Raw genomic sequence first — 16,247 nt, forward strand, 5'->3', positions numbered from 1 at the left:
GATCAGCCGATCTGAACCCGCGCAAACTGCGCCAGCACCCGTCCGACCTGCGCCAACACGGCTTCGGCCTGCGGATCGACACCTTGGGTTTGCTCCGGGGTGCGGTAATAGACAGCAAAACTGATCAGCGACCCGCCGACAGGTTCTACAAAACCGATATCGACAAACAAGCCACCGCCCATGCCGGGCCAGGTCGAGGTGCCGGTCTTGTCCCCCGCACGCCAGCTTTCAGGAAGACCTGCGCGCACCCGCCTGAGGCCAGTTGCAGTTTCGACCATCCACTCCTTTAGTGTTGCTTGACGGCTTTCAGGCACGCCGAACCCCGTCACCAATTTGGCAATTGTGCGCGCCATCGCCGCAGGGGTGGTGGTGTCGCGATCTTCTGCGGGCGGAACGTTGTTGAGTTCCGGTTCTAGCCGGTCGAGACGGCTGATCGTGTCGCCAATGCTGCGCCAGTAAGCATTAAGCGTTTCCGGCCCGCCGGTCTCGCGTAACAGGACATTGGCAGCGGTGTTGTCTGATTGGACCTGAACCGCCCGCGCGAGTTCGATCAGTGTGGCACCCGTTTGCAGGCGCTCGCGCGTGAACGGCGAATTGCTCAGCAGTTCGCTCTCGCTCCAGCGCACTGTCCGTCCGCCATCGTCAATGAAGCGCGCATCACGGGTTAGCACCCAAGCGGCGAGCGACAGCTTGAAAGACGAAGCGTGGCCAAACCGGACTTGGCGGTTAAGGCCGGTGGAAAATCCGCTTCCGGTGTCGTAAAATTCCGCGCCGAGCGTGCCGCCCGAATTCGCCTCTATAATGCGCAGCGCCGCAGCCACGCGCCCGATGTGAGACTGGTCGATTGGCACGCAGCCGGGCAGCGTCAGTGCAATTCCCGAGGCAAGGCTACCGCCAACAAAGCTGCGCCGATCAATACTCATGAAAACTTGTCCGCCTTTCTCTTGCCGAACCGCATGTTGCCTTCGAGTTTGGCCCTTAACTGCCCGTAAAACGCTTCGAGGAAGGCGCGTTCGTCGCCCGCGCCGGGGTCCCAGCCGATCTTGCGGCAGATGGCCGCGTGCACCGCGGCCAGCGCGTCTGGCTGTGCCTCGCGCAGCATGCGCTCCAGCGTCTGCAATTCGTGTTCACCGTAAACCGACAGCTCGGCATCGCCAAACTGGTAGCGCGCGCCGGTCACGGTGCTGGAGGCACCCCCGGCGGACCCTTGCGTTGAGAGCGCATCAGCGAGCTTGGTGCGCGGGGCTTCGACCACCCATGTCCCCGCGATCACATCGCCTGCGCGCATCGCGTCCTTGTTAAAGAAGGGAAACGCCATGAACACCATAAACCACACCATCCCGGCCAGACCGAAACTGCCGCTTTCCCCGCTGGGGGCGATCAACAGGAATATCAGCGGCATGAACAATTCGATGTCGCGCAGCAAATTGCGGGCGATGATCGCTTCCGCCGTCAACCGACCGCCGCCGCGCGCGGCGACTCGAATGCCGACAATTCTTTTGCCCAAAGTGGCCCCGCGCGGGCCAAGTTCAAAACTCAGGAAATACCCGTAGCGGGCAAGAAACAGCAGCAGGATCATCAGGATCAGGATGAATTCTGAAGCCCCTGACAGCGTGCCATCGGCGGCGGTCGAAATCTCCTCGATCACGCCGCCCAGCGCGAACAGCAGAAACAGCTGCACCGCGAACAATCCCGTGCCCAGGATCAGGAAATCGAGCGTGAGCGCCCCCAGCCGCGATCCGCGCGAGGCAATCGTGACGGGGACCGCGATCCCTTCGGGTGTGACAAGCATTCGTTTGCGCTTGTCCAGCCTGCCGATTGCTGATGCTGCGCTCATCCCCCATCCTCCGCGCTGGCCGTGTCCAATCGGCGAGGGTGATAAAGGAAGAAATAGGCAAGCCAGAATGCCAGGAACATGCCGCCGATTATGAACCGGCTTTGCGCGCCTGCGACCAATTGGCGCGGAAACGCTTCGAGCAGCGCGGCCACGACCATCATGATGACCACCCCGACCATCACGACGGCGCTGCGCCTGCCGCTAATCGCGGCAGCGTCGAGCACCGAGCGCTCGCCCGGAAACGCCATCGACCGGCCGATATGTAGGCCCGCTGCACCCGACAGCAGGATGCCGAACAATTCGGTTGTCCCGTGGACGCTGAGCCAGGCGGAAAATTCGGTGATCAATCCGGCCTCGGCAAACAACCAAAGCATCGCCCCGAGCATCGCCATATTGTGGATGAGCAGCATCAGCGAGGGTATCCCGAAGGCAAAGCCCAGCGCAAAAGCGAGAATGCACACACCAGCGTTGTTGCTGAACAGAAACGCGGCAAAGGTCGAAAGCCCGCCAGTGCCCTGTTCGACGTCAAGTGTGGACAGCAATTCTTCGCGGCTCGCCCCTGGCGCGCGGGTATCGGCAAGTCCGGTCGGGACCAGCCGGAAATACCAGTCGCTGTCGCGTGCAACCAGGACCCAACCGACTACCGCGCCCGCAATCATCGCAAACAGCGCTATGCAGATGTCGAGCCAAATTTCGCGCACCGCGCGGCTCCAACCACCAAAGATGAATTCGCGCAGCCAGGCAAAGAACCCCTTGCGCGGGCCATAGACCTGAAACCACGCGCGCTGCACCAAGCTTTCCAGATAGCTCAGCGTGGCCGCATCAAGGCTGGTTTCGCGCGCGACCGAAAGGCTGGATGCGGCGGTGCGGTAGAGCGTGGGGAGCGCCAGCAGGTCGTCGTCATCTATCCGCCGCAGCCCGCCCTTCTCCATGCTTACAACGATATCTTCCAGCCTGCGCCAATCGCCTTCGCGTTCCAGTCGGAAACGATCCGAACGCAGCGCCGCGCTTTCGATATCGGAAGGGGCTGCCATTTCCTTGCGCCCGAACCATGATCCCAATGTCGGCGACTTCATCCGATCGCCTCGCTGTTCTTGACCATGAAATACCGGTCGATCAGCCGGTATCCGATCTGGTCATGGGGTGCCTCAATCACGTCGACTCCCATCCGCCGCAGGCGTTGGAGGACCAGGCTGCGCTGGTGCAGCAAAGTGTCGGCGGTGACGCTGCGGGCGAGGGTGGCCATATCGCCAGGTTCCTGATCGATCAGGGTTTCAAGCTCGCTATCGGCAATCGTGACGAACAGCACGAGATGTTTGCTCACCAGCCGCCCGATGCTTTCGATCATCAATTCCGCCGCCGTGGAATCGGTGAAATCGGAAAACAACACGACCAATGATCGGCGTTTGAGCTTTGCGGTCAGAGTCGCCAGCGCGAGCGTGAAATTCGGCTCGGCGGCAGCATAGTCGAGCCCGGCGGCGGCGCTTTGCAGGCGGTGAAAGGCGCGCGCGTCATTGACGAACGGCGTCATAACCTGCGGCCTTTGGGCAAAGCCGAACAGCGCCACCTTGTCCCGACCTTTCAGTGCGACATAGGAGCAAGTGAGCGCGGCGGTAACCGCACGGTCAATCCGGGGCAGGCCGTCAACCGGTTCGCACATGGCCTGACCGCAATCAAACGCAAAGACGATCTGATTGTCGCGCTCGCTTTCATTTTCGCGGGCATAAAGGTGATTGTGCCGCGCGCTGGCCTTCCAGTCGATCCGGCGGCGGTCCATGCCAGCTTCATATTCAGACAGCGCTTCGAATTGAGTGCCTTCGCCGCGAATGCGCCGGGCGATCAGGCCAGTCTGGGCGTCGCGCATAAAGGTCTGCAATTCTTTTGACCGGACCGGCGACAGGTCGGGCCAGATGCGCACGGCGGTATCCAGAGCCAGCTTGGCATGCCGCGCACCAAGCCCCAGTGGGCCGTTCCAGCGCAGCCACGCGCGGGTGATGGCTGCGGTGCCTCGGCGTTCTGGATGCAAGTCAACCCAGCCTTCGTGTAGGCCAGTCTCGGGCGAACGTTTGACGGACAGAGTCGCGCGTCCGCTGGGCGCCAGCCTGGGGTCACATTCGAAAGCGCCTTCGGCGTTGCGCGCGGTGCGACCGGTAAGGCGAGCGAAGATTGCGATCCGTGTCGGCTGGCCGACCTCGGTATCGGCGGGAGCGTCAATGCCCCAGCTTTCCACTCCCCTGGCCAGCATGCCGTCGATCAGGATCAGCGCGATCATCGCAGCTGCGGCCACGGGCGCGATGATCCAGAGCGCAGGCGAAACAGCGCCGATTACCAGTGCAATCGGCGCAAAAGCGGCCATCAGCCAGGCCGACCGCGCCGTTGGGATAAGGGGCAGGTTCAGCGCCATGCGGGATCAGCGCGGTGCCTGCGTGCTTTCGATCATCTCCGCGACCAAGGCCTCGATATCGCGCCCTTCGATCTCGGCGGCAGGGCTGAGCGAGAGCCGGTGACGCAGCACTGGCACGGCCAGCGCTTTCACATCGTCGGGAATCACATAGGCGCGCCCGTCCAGCGCGGCGCGCGCGCGCGCTGCTCCGGCCAGCATCACTGCTGCGCGCGGCGAGGCCCCGACAGCAAGTTCGGCATGATCGCGCGTCGCGCGAACCAGCCGCACGACATAATTGGTGATCTCTTCGGCGCAGGTGACATGCGCCAGCGCCGCGCTGGCTGCGCTGAGCATGGCGGCATTGGCGACTGAAGCTACCCCCAGATCCGCCGGGCGCTGCGGCCCCTGCCGTGATCCGTAGCTGGCGACGATCCGCGCCTCTTCGGGTTCGCTGGGGTAGGGGACCAGCAGTTTGAACAGAAACCGGTCAAGCTGGGCCTCTGGTAGCGGATAGACACCTTGATTCTCAATCGGGTTCTGCGTCGCCACCACCATGAATCGCGGCGGCAATTGGTGCGTTTCCCCGTCCAGCGTCACCCGGCGTTCCTGCATTGCTTCGAGCAGTGCAGCCTGCGTTTTGGGCGGCGTGCGGTTGATTTCATCGCCAAGCAGCAGCTCGCAAAAGATCGGCCCGCGGGTCAGGGTGAACTGGCTGGTCTGGAAATTAAACAGGTTTGAGCCCAGAATATCGCCGGGCAGCAAGTCCGGGGTGAATTGGATACGCCCGAAATCGAGACCAAGAGCCGTAGCAAAGGATTGCGCGAGAAAAGTCTTGGCGGTGCCCGGCGGCCCTTCGAGCAGGACGTGTCCCTGACTGACCAGAGCGACCAGCAGCAGATCGATCATCGCGTCCTGGCCAACGATGGCTTTGCCCACTTCGGCGCGGATTGCGCCCGCGAGGTTACGCACTTCGTCCAGCGTCATGGCCGAAGCTGCCCGCGTTTCGGTGCCGGGAGCGGGGTGGGTCGGGTCGGTGGTCATCTGGCGATCTTCCCTGTTAATGCGTTGAGCGCCTGTGCGGCGCGCAATATCTCGTTCGGTTTGCTGGCCAACCGCAGCCGGTCAGCTAGGCTTGAAAAAGGTTCTTCGCTGGGCAGCCGCTGGCGAAGCGCGCTATCGATGGCCTCTGCATCGGGCTTTGCAATGCCGAGCGCCCGGCCCAATCGGCGCTCTATCAGCGCGACATAGGGTTCGGCCAGCAGCCCCAGCCGCCGCGCGCGCACGATCAAACCAGCGCCGTTGCTGACCAGTCGCCGTTTACCAAAGGCGATTTCCGGCGCGCTTGCCGCAACAGGGCCAAACCGCAGGAACGCCCGCCAGCCAACGATCAACAGTGCCAAGATCAGGCAAATTGTCGCGGCAAGGAACGGCGGCCTAAACGCCAGCGTCAGCAAGTTGACCGTATCGCCATAGCCATTCTGGGTCAGGTCAAACGTGACCTTCTCAAGATCGCTGTAGCCCGCCTCTCGCACCAGCGCGAGCGCCGCAGCGGCGCGCTCAGGATCGGCCAGCCCGTAATTGTTCATCAGATCCGGTTCGAGCACGAACATTGTCCAATGCGAATTTTCATAATAATCGCTGCCTTCTTCGCCAACCACGTTAAGCGCCAGAACATGTCCAGCGGCGTCGGTGATGTAGGGATCGTGCGCGGAGTCCGGTTCTGCGTAAGTTATCGTGCGGGTAGGCAATTCGCCAGAAAATCCAAGCCCTTCCCACGCAGGCGCTTCATCTTCTGCCAATTCTTCGAGCTTGTGTTCAAAAGCAAACGGCGCAGGTAGTTCCTTGGTCCAGTCTACGGGATCTGACCCGATCAGTTCGACCCAGTCGCTTTGCACTCTTTCGGCGTCTTCTTCTGCCACTTCACCTTCTGGCTTTGTGGCTGACCATTTGGGCAGAATTACCAGAGTCGGGCCAAGATAGGCCCGGTTTTCCAGCAATTCGGCGAATTCGGCTGCATCGGTAAAGGGCGGCGGGGTGAGGATCAGAAGGTCGGTCGTCTCCAGCCCCTCGCGCCCCCGCGAAAGCTCGACATCAAAGCCTTCGCTTTCCAGCAATTCTGCGAGAGCGGCATAGCCGTTCAGGCCGTTGGCATAGGCATGGGCTGGACCGGCACCGCCCCGCCCGCCTGTGTCGCCGATGCCGATAAAATACAGCATGGCAACAAAGGCCGTGAAACCGACCAGCACCACCGATAGCACCGCACCTCTGCTGAACGGCGAAGCGCCGCGCATTTGCCCCTCTGCCGCACTCATGCCGCCTTACCCCGTCCATCGATCCGGGCGAGCGCGAAACTGGCATAGGCCGACCGCGCCGCATCCCAATCGCTGCGATCGAGCGTCCGCAGGGCGAACAGGCTGCGCTCCACCCGCTGTGAGATCGCGGTAAAGGCCGCGCGCGCCGCTTCGGAAAGTGCGGGCAGCGCCGCCAATTCGCGTGCGGTGCTGGACGGTTCGACCCAGTCAGGCCGCGCCGCTGCAATTTGCGTCACGCTGCGCTGAAGCAGCAGATGTGTCGCTTCATCGAAACGCCCCTCGGCGGCAAGACGGTCAGCATCTTCGAGCAGCGCAATGCTTTCCTGCCTATCAGGCTGCCATTCTGGCTCGGCTTCGGCGTTTTCCCTTCTGCCAAGCTTGCCCGCCAGCGGACCAAATGTGCGCAGCAGCAGATAAAGCACAAACACCGCCAGTAACCCCAGAACCACCCATTGCAGCACTGGCCATGACGAACCGATAAACTGACCAACCGGAGCGAACAAATCGGCAAGAAACTGAAAGAACGCGATCAAGACCTGATCAAACCAGCCTGGTTCGGGCGGGTCGGGCGGGTTGATCTGGATTTCATCGAACTGAATATCAGAGTTTTCACGCAGCTCGCGCCAGCTTTCCGGCACGCCAGCCACAGCCGAGCCATCGGCTGGCAGAACGTTGCCGGGCGCCCCTGAATCTGCAGGAATGGTCTGCACAGCGTTCGTCATGCGGAACTGTTCGTGGCACGGCGCAGTGCGCGGTGCAACCGGCATTGTCGGGGTCAGGCACAGTTCTGGCAGAAAACCCGCGCTAGCCGCGCTTTCTGCCCTGCCGATACGTGCCGAGCACGCGCAATTCCTTGGAATGGAAAGCACATTCCTCCAGCGCGCGGTCGACCGCCGGATCACCGGGAACACCGATAATATCGGCATAAAACCGTGTGGCGGCAAAACTGGTGCCGTGCTGATAGCTTTCCAGCTTGGTCATGTTGACCCCGTTCGTAGCAAAGCCGCCCATCGCCTTGTAAAGAGCGGCGGGGATGTTTTTCACCTCGAACACGAAAGTGGTCATCGCCGGCACATCGGGATCGACTTGCAGGAACGCCGGCTGGTCCGCCAGAATCACGAAACGTGTCATGTTGTCATCGCTGTCCTCGACATTGCGTTCGGCAATGTCGAGGCCGTAAAGTTCGGCCGCGATGGCTGGTGCAATTGCGGCCAGTTTGGGATCGCCGCGCTCTGCGACAAATGCGGCAGCGCCAGCGGTATCGGCATAGCTCAGCGGTATAATGCCCCGTTCGCGCAGGAAAATCCGCGATTGGCCGAGCGCTTGCGGATGGCTGTAGGCGGCCTCGAACGGGCCCTTGCCAATTCCCATAAGCGCATGATGGATCGGCATGAAATATTCGCCAACAATAGTGAGGCCGCTTTCGGGCAGCAGGAAATGGATGTCTGCAACCCGCCCGTGCTGGGAATTTTCAATCGGAATGATCGCCTGCCCTGCGCGTCCATCCTTCACCGCTTCGAGCGCGTCTTCAAAGCTGAAGCACGGTAGCGGCAGCGCATCGGGGCGCGCTTCGATTGCGGCACGGTGCGAATTTGCACCGGGTGACCCCTGAAACGCAATTGCACGTGGAGGATCGCAACTTGCAGCTTTGCGCAAGGCATCGACTAGGGCTAAGGCTGGTCCAGGAAAACTGTGCATGGTTGACAGCCTGCTAGAACCCGGATGCATTCGCGGCAAGTGTGCGATTGGGCGGGAACAGCAAGGGTTGCAATTAGTGCACCGTTTGATGATGCGTTTCGCCTTGCGCGGGCATGTGGGCGGCATTATGGGGGCGCCGGGATGACAGACAAAACCACCAGTGAAGCTACGCCAGACACCGAAACGGGATCGGGCGACCTGTTCAACACCGCAGCGGGCTGGGTGTTGTTCGCCGCCGGGCTTGGCCTGGGCCTCTCGATTTTGAGCGGCAAATATTTCCACGGCACCGATCCGCAACGGCCAGAGCAATTGGGCTATGTGATCGAAGGCGTCGAGGAAGAGGGCGGCGGCGCGGCCGAAATGACCATGGCCGAAGCGCTCAACATGGACACGGTGGATGTTTCCAAGGGTGAAAAAGTCTTCGCCAAATGCTCCGCCTGTCATACGATCGAACAGGGCGGAGCAAACGGGGTTGGCCCGAACCTTTACGGCGTAATGGGTCAGCCGATTGGCAAACATGTGCCGGGCTATGCCTACAGTTCCGCAATGGCCAGCTTTGGCGGGACCTGGGGCTGGGACGAAATGAACGATTGGCTCAACAATCCGCGCGGATATATCGACGGCACCAAGATGGGCTTTGCCGGACTTTCCAGCATCGAAGATCGCGCCGCTGTGGCGCTGTATATGAATTCGATGGGATCGAACCTCGAGGTGCCCTCTTTCGTTGCCGATGTCGCTGCCGGTGATGATGCCGCAGCAGCGGGTGCCGAAGCAGTTCCTGCAGCAGGCGATGCCGCCGCCGATGGGGGTGCGCAGGAAGCCCCGGCAGCCGAATAAATCCCTTCCGGGTGCGGCGCTTTACCCGCTGCGTCCCTTGAACCCCTGAGCCACGACATACCATTCCGATGAGCCCTTGCGGCTGGCCGGAGGTTTGGCGTGTTTGACGCTGGTGAAATGCTGTTTGAGCAGACTCAGCAATTCGGTGTCGGTGCCGCCCGCCAGCACCTTGGCGACAAACGCCCCGCCTTTTTCCAATGTTTCGGTGGCAAACCAAGCGCCTGCCTCCACCAGAGCCATGGTGCGCAGATGATCGGTCTGTTTATGGCCCACGGTGTTGGCAGCCATATCGGACAGGATGAGGTCGGGCGTCCCACCCAGCGCGTCTTGCAGCGCAGCAGGCGCGGCATCGTCCATGAAATCCATCTCGAATATGGTAACGCCTTCGATCGGTTCGGTCGGCAGTAAGTCAATGCCAACCACGGCGGCTTTGGGCACTTTGGCGCGCACCACCTGACTCCATCCGCCCGGAGCGATGCCCAGATCGATGATCCGCTTAGCACCGCGCAGCAGGGTAAAGCGCTCATCGAGTTCCAGCAGTTTGTACGCGGCGCGGCTGCGATAGCCGTCGGCCTTGGCCTGCCTCACATAAGGATCGTTTAGCTGCCGTTCCAGCCAGCGAACCTGCGATGCAGTGCGTTTCTTCGCCGACTTTACGCGGCGATCAGGGTTGCGGCCAGAACGGGTCATGCGCGCGGCCCGCTGACCTTGCTGGGGCCCTTGCCAGCGCGCAATTCCTGCAGCGCCTTGAGACTGCGCTCGCTTTGCCTTTCGGCCGCCATCAGGCTGCGCAATATGCCTTCGCGGATGCCCCGGTCGGCGACGCCCAGCCGGTCCGCTGGCCACAGGTCGAGGATCGATTCGAGAATGGCGCAGCCAGCGACCACCAGATCCGCTCGGTCTTGCCCGATGCACGGAAGCTCGCTGCGTTGCGCCTGCGACAGGCCGGACAATTCGGCACTGATCGACCGCATGGCATGCGCAGGCACGATCAGCCCATCGACAGCCTTTCGGTCATAATAGGGCAACTCCAGATGCAGGCTGGCGAGCGTCGTTACTGTGCCGCTGGTTCCCAGCAGCCGGATGTCGTCGCATTTCGCAGCCTCGGCGATGCGCTGTGCAAATGGGGTGAAACTTTCGGACACTACCTTGCGCATTCGGTCATAACGGTGGAGCAGCGCATCGCGGCCATCGCCGCTGCTTTCAACCGTATCGGTCAGCGAGACGACGCCCCAGGGCACGCTTTGCCAATCGATGATGCGCGGAATCTTGCCGCCCGGCTCCAGCAACACCAGTTCGGTCGAACCGCCGCCAATGTCAAAAATGACCGCCGGTCCGTCACCCTGTTCGAGCAGGATGTGGCAGCCCAGCACGGCCAGCCGGGCCTCTTCTTCGGCACTGATAATGTCGAGCACGATGCCGGTTTCGCGCCGTACCCTCTCGATAAACTCGGCGCCGTTGACCGCGCGTCTGCAAGCCTCGGTGGCGACAGAGCGGGCGAGGCGGACATTGCGGCGGCGCAGTTTTTCTGCACAGATCATTAGCGCGCCAAGTGCGCGGTCCATAGCCCGGTCCGACAGGCGGCCCGTAGTGGCGAGCCCTTCGCCCAGCTTTACGACCCGACTGAACGCGTCAATGACTGTGAAATCCTTTCCCGAAGGACGTGCAATCAGCAGACGGCAATTGTTGGTGCCCAGATCGAGCGCCGCATAGGCTTCGCCTTTACGCGCAGCCGAACCAGGCGGGATCGAGCCTGCGCGAACTGCGCCTGCACAGGAAGGGCCGGATCGTTTGCCTGGCTGGCGGGGGCGCTTGTAGCGGAAATCGGCTACCTTGCCGGACTTGCCGCCCCGTCTTGTGCCAGCTTTTCTGTCTTCGTCCGGCGGAAGTGTATCCGCCATAATCCATTCTTTCATACCACTGACGCGCATCTGGCACCAGCACCTGAAGACCGTGCTAACATCGCGCCATCGCAAGAGCAAGCAAGCACAGCCTTGACCGCAGCATCGCGCAAAACTAGGAGGCGCGTCTTGCGCGCAGGAACAGCGATTCCTGTCCGCGCCCTGATGCCCCGTCGTCTAATGGTAAGACTACGGACTCTGACTCCGTCAATTGAGGTTCGAATCCTCACGGGGCATCCATTCGCATACCCGCACGTCCCGTCTTGCCCGTGCCATCCGGCACGACTAGGGCCTGCGGCATGACAGACAAGCACCCCGATCACGAACTTTCCGACCGCAAATTCTATCGTGCGGGTGAGGAAAGCCGTTTTGCCGACCAATCGCCCGAACGCACGCCGCAGACCCAACATCCCGCCTATAAGCTGGCGTTTCGGGATCACGATTTTCTGCTCCGCGACGAATTGCGCCCGGTGCGGTTTCAGCTTGAGCTGCTCAAGCCTGAAATGCTGCTCGACGAAGCGCGCGTCGGATCGACCCTGGTGATGTATGGCTCGGCGCGCATCCCGTCTCCGGAACAGGCGCAGGCACGGATCGATGCGGCCAAGGGCGGCGATGAATATGAGCAAAAGGTAGCTGCCAATCTCGCTGCCAAGGCCAAGTATTATCATGAGGCCTACAAGCTCGCGCGACTGGTGTCCGAAAAGGCGATCATCGAAGATGGCAAGCGCCAGTTCGTCGTCACCACCGGCGGCGGCCCTTCGATCATGGAGGCCGGCAATCGCGGGGCGAGCGATGCGGGCAGCGAATCGATTGGCCTTAACATCGTCCTCCCGCACGAACAGGCACCCAACACCTATGTCACCCCCTATCTCAGTCTGAATTTCCATTACTTTGCGCTGCGCAAGATGCATTTCCTGCTGCGCGCGCGCGCGGTGGCGGTGTTCCCTGGCGGGTTCGGCACCTTTGACGAATTCTTCGAGCTGTTGACGCTGATCCAGACCGGCAAGATGAAGCCGATGCCGATCCTGCTGTTTGGCAAGGATTTCTGGACCCGCGTGGTCGATTTCGACGCGCTGGCTGAGGAAGGGACGATTGCCAAACGCGATCTCGACCTGTTCCAATGGTGCGAGACCGCGGATGAAGCCTGGGCCTGCATCGCTGCGTTCTACGAGTTGGAAGCCTAGACCTGCCTTGCACTGGACAGCTGCGCGTCGCACTGCCTGACACACTTGGCACACTGTCCAGAGGGTGAAACTCAATCCGGTGTGAGCAGGCTCGGCGGCGGTCTGAAAGCAGTGCAGGGCAAAGGGCGGCTAAGAATTCCATCGCCTCACCCTGCCCCGGCGCGGACCCTGTAGGAAAGCGAATTCGCCGGTCCCGCTCAGCTTAGCGAGCGCACCGCCTGATGCCCCAAGGGGCCGTTGCCCGCGCCATAGCCCGGCGCTTCCTCAATCGCGCGCAGCACAAAATTACGCCCCAGCCGCACCGCATGTTCGAGCGGCTGGCCATGCCCCATCAACGTCGCAATCGCAGAGGACAGCGTGCAGCCGGTCCCATGCGTGTGCGGCGTGTCGATCCGCGCATGGTCGAATTGCAGCGCGCGCTCGGCCCCGTCGGTGCCCGGCTGGATCAGCACATCAATGATCCGCGCATCTTCGGTATGCCCGCCCTTGGCCAAGACCGCCGCGCCGGTGCTGGCGCTCAATTCCTCGGCGGCTTCGGCCATTTCGCGCGTGGTTGAAAGATTGCGGCCCAGCAAATGGCCAAGCTCGGGCAGGTTGGGGGTGATCAGGCTGGCCAGCGGGAACAGAGTATCGCGCATCGCCGCAATCGCGCCCGGATCGATCAAGGCCGCACCGCTGGTTGAAATCATCACCGGGTCGAGGATGATCGGCGCACGCACCCCGGTCAGCGCACGGGCAACATGCGCGATAATCTCGGCATCGTGGAGCATCCCGATCTTGATCGCATCGACGCCGATGTCGTCGATACACGAAGCAATCTGCTGCGCCACCACGTCCCCAGACATCGGTGCAATCGCCTGAACCCCCACGGTGTTTTGCGCGGTGACGGTGGTGATCGCGGTCATCGCAAAGCCGCCCAGCATGGTGATGGTCTTGATATCCGCCTGAATCCCTGCCCCGCCGGAACTGTCCGACCCTGCGATGCTGAGGATGCGTGGAGGGATGCGAGGAGAAGGAGCGGTGTTCATGGAACGCGCCATAGCAAGTCCGGCGGCGGTGCGGGATGGCTTTTTAGGGAAAGTAGCCAAATGACCGCTCTCCTGTCTGACGCATCTGCGGTGAACGGGTAACGAGGGGGTCAAGCACCTGTCTCAAGCGACATCAGCAGCTTTGACAGGAGGTCAGCCAGCGTTTCCCGTTCGGCTGGGTCCAGTGCCGCAAGCAATTCCAGTTCGACCGCCATATCCTCGGCAAAGGCCAGATCGATAATGCTTTGGCCCTTGTCGGTAAGTCGCACCAGCATGCTGCGCTTGTCTTGCGCGCAAGCAACACGCTCGATCAGCCCTGCGCTCTCAAGCCGCCGCAGCCGGTCGGTCAATCCTCCGGAAGATATCATCAATGCTTGGTAAAGCTCGGTCGGACGAACCGCATCGGCATTGGAGCGCCGCAGCGTGGCGAGCACGTCAAACTCTCCGGCATCCACCCCGCGGCGCGCTAAAACGCCTTCGATCGGTGGGCGCGATAGCAGCGTCAGCCGCCGGGCCCGGCCAAGAATTTCCATCCCATCGAGCGGTATATCGGGCGTGACGGCGCGGCGCTGCGCGACCAATCTGGCAACATGATCGCGGCGTTCGTGCTTGTGCTTGCTCACCTGCTTTTCCTTTCAGGCTGAAAACCCAGACGAGTGCATCGGCCAAAACTATCTTGACATCAAGGCAATTGAATATATCTTGGTATCAAGATAAATGGAGATTGCTATGCCTGACCATACGTCAAATCCGATCGACGCGGACAAGCAGCCATGGATGCCGCTAAGCGATGGAATTTCCACGCGCCCGCTGCGCTTTGCCGGTGATGAGCGGACCCAGCTTCTGAAGGTCGCGCCCGGAATTAGCGTCGGCCTGCATAGCCATGGCGGGTTCGTCCATGCCTACAATGTGTCAGGATCGCGCAAACTGGGGACCGGCGAAATTGCCGGGCCGGGCTGTTATGTATTTGAGCCGAGCGGCAATCGCGACTGTTGGGAATGCGTGGACGAGGAGCCGGTCGTTATCTTCATCCACATGTCCGGCGCGCTAACAAGTTTGGACGAAAGCGGGCGCGCAACCGGTAGCATGACCACCGAAGACCTGCGCCGTCGCTATCTCGCGTGGTGCGATCAGGAAGGAATTGAACCGGTCGCGCTGGGCGCAGTCTGACTAAAAGCTAGTGATCCGTAAACAGGTCGTTACCGTAATTTCCGCTCCCCGCTGGGCGGGAACCAATTGCGTAGCGGCTTTCTCCACTTTGGGCCTTGTGGTAAGGACTTTGCAAGATTGAGGGAAAGACAATGAGTGTCGTCACACGGCGTCAGGCCATTGGCAGTGCAGCACTATCGGCCACGGTGTTTTGCGCGGTGACGGTGGTGATCGCGGTCATCGCATAGCCGCCGAGCATGGTGATCGTCTTGATATCCGCCTGAATCCCCGCCCCGCCGGAGCTGTCGGACCCGGCGATGCTGAGGATGCGTGGTGGGAAGCGAGGAGAAGGAGCGGTGTTCATGGAACGCGCCATAGCAAGTCCGGCGGCGGTGCGGGATGATTTTTGCAGAGGTGGCGGTGATTGGCGGCTGTTGGCGGCGCAGTTTAGGGAGGGATTATGGCGGAATGTAGGCGGATAGCTACCTGTCCGCTATTAGAATGCAATAAGGCGGGAGATGACATTCAAATGTGCAGCCAAATAGTGCAGCAACGCGTCCAGCCCAAGTTATACACCGAGCGTCAGTGGCGCCAGAATTCAGAGTAATCTTGGCGACAACTTGAGCAAGATGGGCATTGCGCTTTTGAGCTTTGCGGAACGTTGCGAGCAGTGACAGATATTTGCGACCGCAAGACATAGGCCTTGCGCCGCAATGCAGCTTCAATTATAGTTAGGCATTGCTATGAATATAGGGGGGCAGGATGAAGAAATTTTTTGCGCTTTTAACAATTGTCTCTTTGTTCTGCACGCAAGATGTGTTCGCACAAAGCTCTGATCCGATTGCGGAGCGCATGGCGATTTGTAGGTCGCAACTGATTACAACGACCGATAGCTATACTAGCGATAGATTGACCCTACTTGCTATGGGGCCTATATACCTGTTTGACCCAACGCGGGAATCCGTCAGAATAGCCGGATGGCGGGAAGCGATTCGGACATAACAAAGATTTGGCTCGAAGCTGCAAAGCGGCAGCAAGAGCGCATCGAGGCTGAAGCTGTAGATTTTGAGTTTCCTGATTGGACGCAGGTATCGGCAGAAACCTATGCGACCGCCGTTGCGCCCAAAGAGGCGCTAGACAGGTTTCCCTTCGACACTGATCTTGCGATCACACAACTCCAGCGCGAACTTCAATACGATCGTGTTCAAGCGGTCTGCCATGAGGCAATGATTTTCGATGAGGGCAAAGGCTTTAGGCTTCCCTACGCCCTTCTCCACAATTGGCATTGGTGGCAGCAGATGCCGCGTTCCGACAACGATTTCTGGACGACTGGCTATCTTGAAATTGCAGTTCCCAAAAAGATTGGGGGCATGAGTTTCGAGGCGCGTGGGCGCATCCGATATTTTGGTGTCCGGTTCTGGCCTGACGGCCTGCCTGGTGGTGTCGATAATCCTGTTGCCAGCGGCAACGACAATTCGTCCGATGCATCCCTACCACCATTGCCTACGGCGGAAGCTGAGCGCGTTGCTAAGGCCTTGCTCGACCACTGGGGCAAAACACTCACCGAGAAGCGTGCCGTAGAACTCGCGAGGGGCATGTGCCCTGAAAACCGCGTGTCTCGTGACGGATTTCTCGAAACATTCCGTGCAATTCGGGGGCCGAAAATGCCCGGAAAACAGCCATCAACCGGGAAATAGCCGTGTGATTCCAGTTTGATTGGCCGTGTAATTGCCGCGCGAATTGACCGCGTAATTCTGGCGCTTCAACCTCCATCGTAACCCGGAAAGCTGGGCAACCGATGGAGCTAAGCATGGACCCCTGATCTAACCAGAAACGCAAAACGCCGCCCCGAAGGGCGGCGTCCATGCCGGTGCCGAAGCGACCGATTACTAGCCCTGATTGAATCGCACCATTTGGC

General features: G+C 60.8%; 16 protein-coding genes, 1 tRNA gene and 1 pseudogene. 5 read left to right on the forward strand and 13 right to left on the reverse strand.

The features are described from left to right. Positions 1-2: 2 nt before the first annotated feature. The 8 genes from bla to ACM64M_RS03320 all read right to left on the reverse strand — a co-directional run bounded on the left by bla (position 3) and on the right by ACM64M_RS03320 (position 8,230). Positions 3-923: a class A beta-lactamase gene (gene bla / locus ACM64M_RS03285; RefSeq protein WP_416227204.1), complete on the reverse strand. Its 921-nt coding sequence runs from the start codon at positions 921-923 to the stop codon at positions 3-5. Continuing rightward, entirely contained in the window at positions 920-1,837 is a 918-nt protein-coding gene (locus ACM64M_RS03290) for an RDD family protein (RefSeq protein WP_416227205.1), read from the reverse strand. Before ACM64M_RS03290 ends, bla begins: the two co-directional genes overlap by 4 nt. Continuing rightward, positions 1,834-2,913, reverse strand: a complete 1,080-nt coding sequence (locus ACM64M_RS03295; RefSeq protein WP_416227206.1) for a stage II sporulation protein M — start codon at positions 2,911-2,913, stop codon at positions 1,834-1,836. The genes ACM64M_RS03290 and ACM64M_RS03295 overlap by 4 nt, the downstream gene beginning before the upstream one ends. Continuing rightward, positions 2,910-4,193 (reverse strand): DUF58 domain-containing protein, encoded by a 1,284-nt coding sequence (locus ACM64M_RS03300; RefSeq protein WP_416227207.1) that lies wholly within the window; start codon positions 4,191-4,193, stop codon positions 2,910-2,912. Before ACM64M_RS03300 ends, ACM64M_RS03295 begins: the two co-directional genes overlap by 4 nt. A gap of 54 nt (positions 4,194-4,247) precedes the next feature. Next, positions 4,248-5,204 (reverse strand): AAA family ATPase, encoded by a 957-nt coding sequence (locus ACM64M_RS03305; protein WP_416227357.1) that lies wholly within the window; start codon positions 5,202-5,204, stop codon positions 4,248-4,250. Between the two features lie 53 nt (positions 5,205-5,257). Continuing rightward, positions 5,258-6,532, reverse strand: coding sequence for a DUF4350 domain-containing protein (locus ACM64M_RS03310; protein ID WP_416227208.1), 1,275 nt, complete (start codon positions 6,530-6,532; stop codon positions 5,258-5,260). Beyond that, complete coding sequence (locus tag ACM64M_RS03315; protein ID WP_416227209.1) at positions 6,529-7,254, reverse strand: hypothetical protein; 726 nt, start codon at positions 7,252-7,254, stop codon at positions 6,529-6,531. The genes ACM64M_RS03310 and ACM64M_RS03315 overlap by 4 nt, the downstream gene beginning before the upstream one ends. An 82-nt stretch (positions 7,255-7,336) precedes the next feature. Beyond that, positions 7,337-8,230 (reverse strand): prephenate dehydratase, encoded by an 894-nt coding sequence (locus ACM64M_RS03320; RefSeq protein ID WP_416227210.1) that lies wholly within the window; start codon positions 8,228-8,230, stop codon positions 7,337-7,339. 141 nt (positions 8,231-8,371) lie between these two features. On the opposite strand from ACM64M_RS03320, the gene ACM64M_RS03325 reads away from it, so the two are divergent. Beyond that, positions 8,372-9,067 carry a c-type cytochrome gene (locus ACM64M_RS03325; RefSeq protein ID WP_416227211.1) on the forward strand — a complete coding sequence of 232 codons (696 nt, stop codon included), beginning with the start codon at positions 8,372-8,374 and terminating at the stop codon, positions 9,065-9,067. 21 nt (positions 9,068-9,088) lie between these two features. Here the strand turns inward: ACM64M_RS03325 and ACM64M_RS03330 are convergent, their stop codons facing one another. Together ACM64M_RS03330 and ACM64M_RS03335 are read right to left on the reverse strand one after the other, a co-directional pair. Then, positions 9,089-9,757 (reverse strand): RlmE family RNA methyltransferase, encoded by a 669-nt coding sequence (locus tag ACM64M_RS03330; RefSeq protein ID WP_416227212.1) that lies wholly within the window; start codon positions 9,755-9,757, stop codon positions 9,089-9,091. Continuing rightward, the gene (locus tag ACM64M_RS03335) at positions 9,754-10,968 is read right to left on the reverse strand and encodes a Ppx/GppA phosphatase family protein (RefSeq protein ID WP_416227213.1); all 1,215 of its coding nucleotides are present in this window, start codon (positions 10,966-10,968) and stop codon (positions 9,754-9,756) included. The genes ACM64M_RS03330 and ACM64M_RS03335 overlap by 4 nt, the downstream gene beginning before the upstream one ends. A 166-nt stretch (positions 10,969-11,134) precedes the next feature. Here ACM64M_RS03335 and ACM64M_RS03340 point away from each other — a divergent pair. Together ACM64M_RS03340 and ACM64M_RS03345 are read left to right on the forward strand one after the other, a co-directional pair. Beyond that, positions 11,135-11,208 (forward strand) — tRNA-Gln (locus ACM64M_RS03340). A 59-nt stretch (positions 11,209-11,267) separates the two neighbouring features. After that, on the forward strand, positions 11,268-12,152 hold the full coding sequence (locus ACM64M_RS03345; RefSeq protein ID WP_416227214.1) for an LOG family protein: 885 nt from the start codon (positions 11,268-11,270) through the stop codon (positions 12,150-12,152). A gap of 197 nt (positions 12,153-12,349) precedes the next feature. On the opposite strand, the gene thiD is transcribed toward ACM64M_RS03345, so the two are convergent. Next, the gene (gene thiD / locus ACM64M_RS03350; RefSeq protein WP_416227215.1) at positions 12,350-13,180 is read right to left on the reverse strand and encodes a bifunctional hydroxymethylpyrimidine kinase/phosphomethylpyrimidine kinase; all 831 of its coding nucleotides are present in this window, start codon (positions 13,178-13,180) and stop codon (positions 12,350-12,352) included. A 110-nt stretch (positions 13,181-13,290) separates the two neighbouring features. Further along, complete coding sequence (locus tag ACM64M_RS03355) at positions 13,291-13,803, reverse strand: MarR family winged helix-turn-helix transcriptional regulator (protein ID WP_416227216.1); 513 nt, start codon at positions 13,801-13,803, stop codon at positions 13,291-13,293. Between the two features lie 106 nt (positions 13,804-13,909). On the opposite strand from ACM64M_RS03355, the gene ACM64M_RS03360 reads away from it, so the two are divergent. Next, a complete protein-coding gene (locus tag ACM64M_RS03360; protein ID WP_416227217.1) occupies positions 13,910-14,350 on the forward strand; it encodes a cupin domain-containing protein in 441 nt (146 codons plus the stop codon). A gap of 157 nt (positions 14,351-14,507) precedes the next feature. On the opposite strand, the pseudogene ACM64M_RS03365 reads toward ACM64M_RS03360, so the two are convergent. Then, positions 14,508-14,693, reverse strand: a pseudogene (locus ACM64M_RS03365) (bifunctional hydroxymethylpyrimidine kinase/phosphomethylpyrimidine kinase); the annotation flags it as partial. Between the two features lie 613 nt (positions 14,694-15,306). On the opposite strand from ACM64M_RS03365, the gene ACM64M_RS03370 reads away from it, so the two are divergent. Beyond that, positions 15,307-16,026 carry a hypothetical protein gene (locus ACM64M_RS03370; protein ID WP_416227218.1) on the forward strand — a complete coding sequence of 240 codons (720 nt, stop codon included), beginning with the start codon at positions 15,307-15,309 and terminating at the stop codon, positions 16,024-16,026. The last annotated feature ends 221 nt before the right edge of the window (positions 16,027-16,247 follow it).

It is taken from the genome of Qipengyuania sp. ASV99 (genome assembly GCF_047872805.1).
In the GTDB taxonomy this organism is placed as follows: domain Bacteria; phylum Pseudomonadota; class Alphaproteobacteria; order Sphingomonadales; family Sphingomonadaceae; genus Erythrobacter.

Bases quoted from the DNA above. Each gene is read 5' to 3' on its own strand.
- bla (WP_416227204.1), bottom strand. From the start codon at position 923: ATGAGTATTGATCGGCGCAGCTTTGTTGGCGGTAGCCTTGCCTCGGGA.
- ACM64M_RS03290 (WP_416227205.1), bottom strand. From the start codon at position 1,837: ATGAGCGCAGCATCAGCAATCGGCAGGCTGGACAAGCGCAAACGAATG.
- ACM64M_RS03295 (WP_416227206.1), bottom strand. From the start codon at position 2,913: ATGAAGTCGCCGACATTGGGATCATGGTTCGGGCGCAAGGAAATGGCA.
- ACM64M_RS03300 (WP_416227207.1), bottom strand. From the start codon at position 4,193: ATGGCCGCTTTTGCGCCGATTGCACTGGTAATCGGCGCTGTTTCGCCT.
- ACM64M_RS03305 (WP_416227357.1), bottom strand. From the start codon at position 5,204: ATGACGCTGGACGAAGTGCGTAACCTCGCGGGCGCAATCCGCGCCGAA.
- ACM64M_RS03310 (WP_416227208.1), bottom strand. From the start codon at position 6,532: ATGAGTGCGGCAGAGGGGCAAATGCGCGGCGCTTCGCCGTTCAGCAGA.
- ACM64M_RS03315 (WP_416227209.1), bottom strand. From the start codon at position 7,254: ATGACGAACGCTGTGCAGACCATTCCTGCAGATTCAGGGGCGCCCGGC.
- ACM64M_RS03320 (WP_416227210.1), bottom strand. From the start codon at position 8,230: ATGCACAGTTTTCCTGGACCAGCCTTAGCCCTAGTCGATGCCTTGCGC.
- ACM64M_RS03325 (WP_416227211.1), top strand. From the start codon at position 8,372: ATGACAGACAAAACCACCAGTGAAGCTACGCCAGACACCGAAACGGGA.
- ACM64M_RS03330 (WP_416227212.1), bottom strand. From the start codon at position 9,757: ATGACCCGTTCTGGCCGCAACCCTGATCGCCGCGTAAAGTCGGCGAAG.
- ACM64M_RS03335 (WP_416227213.1), bottom strand. From the start codon at position 10,968: ATGGCGGATACACTTCCGCCGGACGAAGACAGAAAAGCTGGCACAAGA.
- ACM64M_RS03345 (WP_416227214.1), top strand. From the start codon at position 11,268: ATGACAGACAAGCACCCCGATCACGAACTTTCCGACCGCAAATTCTAT.
- thiD (WP_416227215.1), bottom strand. From the start codon at position 13,180: ATGAACACCGCTCCTTCTCCTCGCATCCCTCCACGCATCCTCAGCATC.
- ACM64M_RS03360 (WP_416227217.1), top strand. From the start codon at position 13,910: ATGCCTGACCATACGTCAAATCCGATCGACGCGGACAAGCAGCCATGG.
- ACM64M_RS03370 (WP_416227218.1), top strand. From the start codon at position 15,307: ATGGCGGGAAGCGATTCGGACATAACAAAGATTTGGCTCGAAGCTGCA.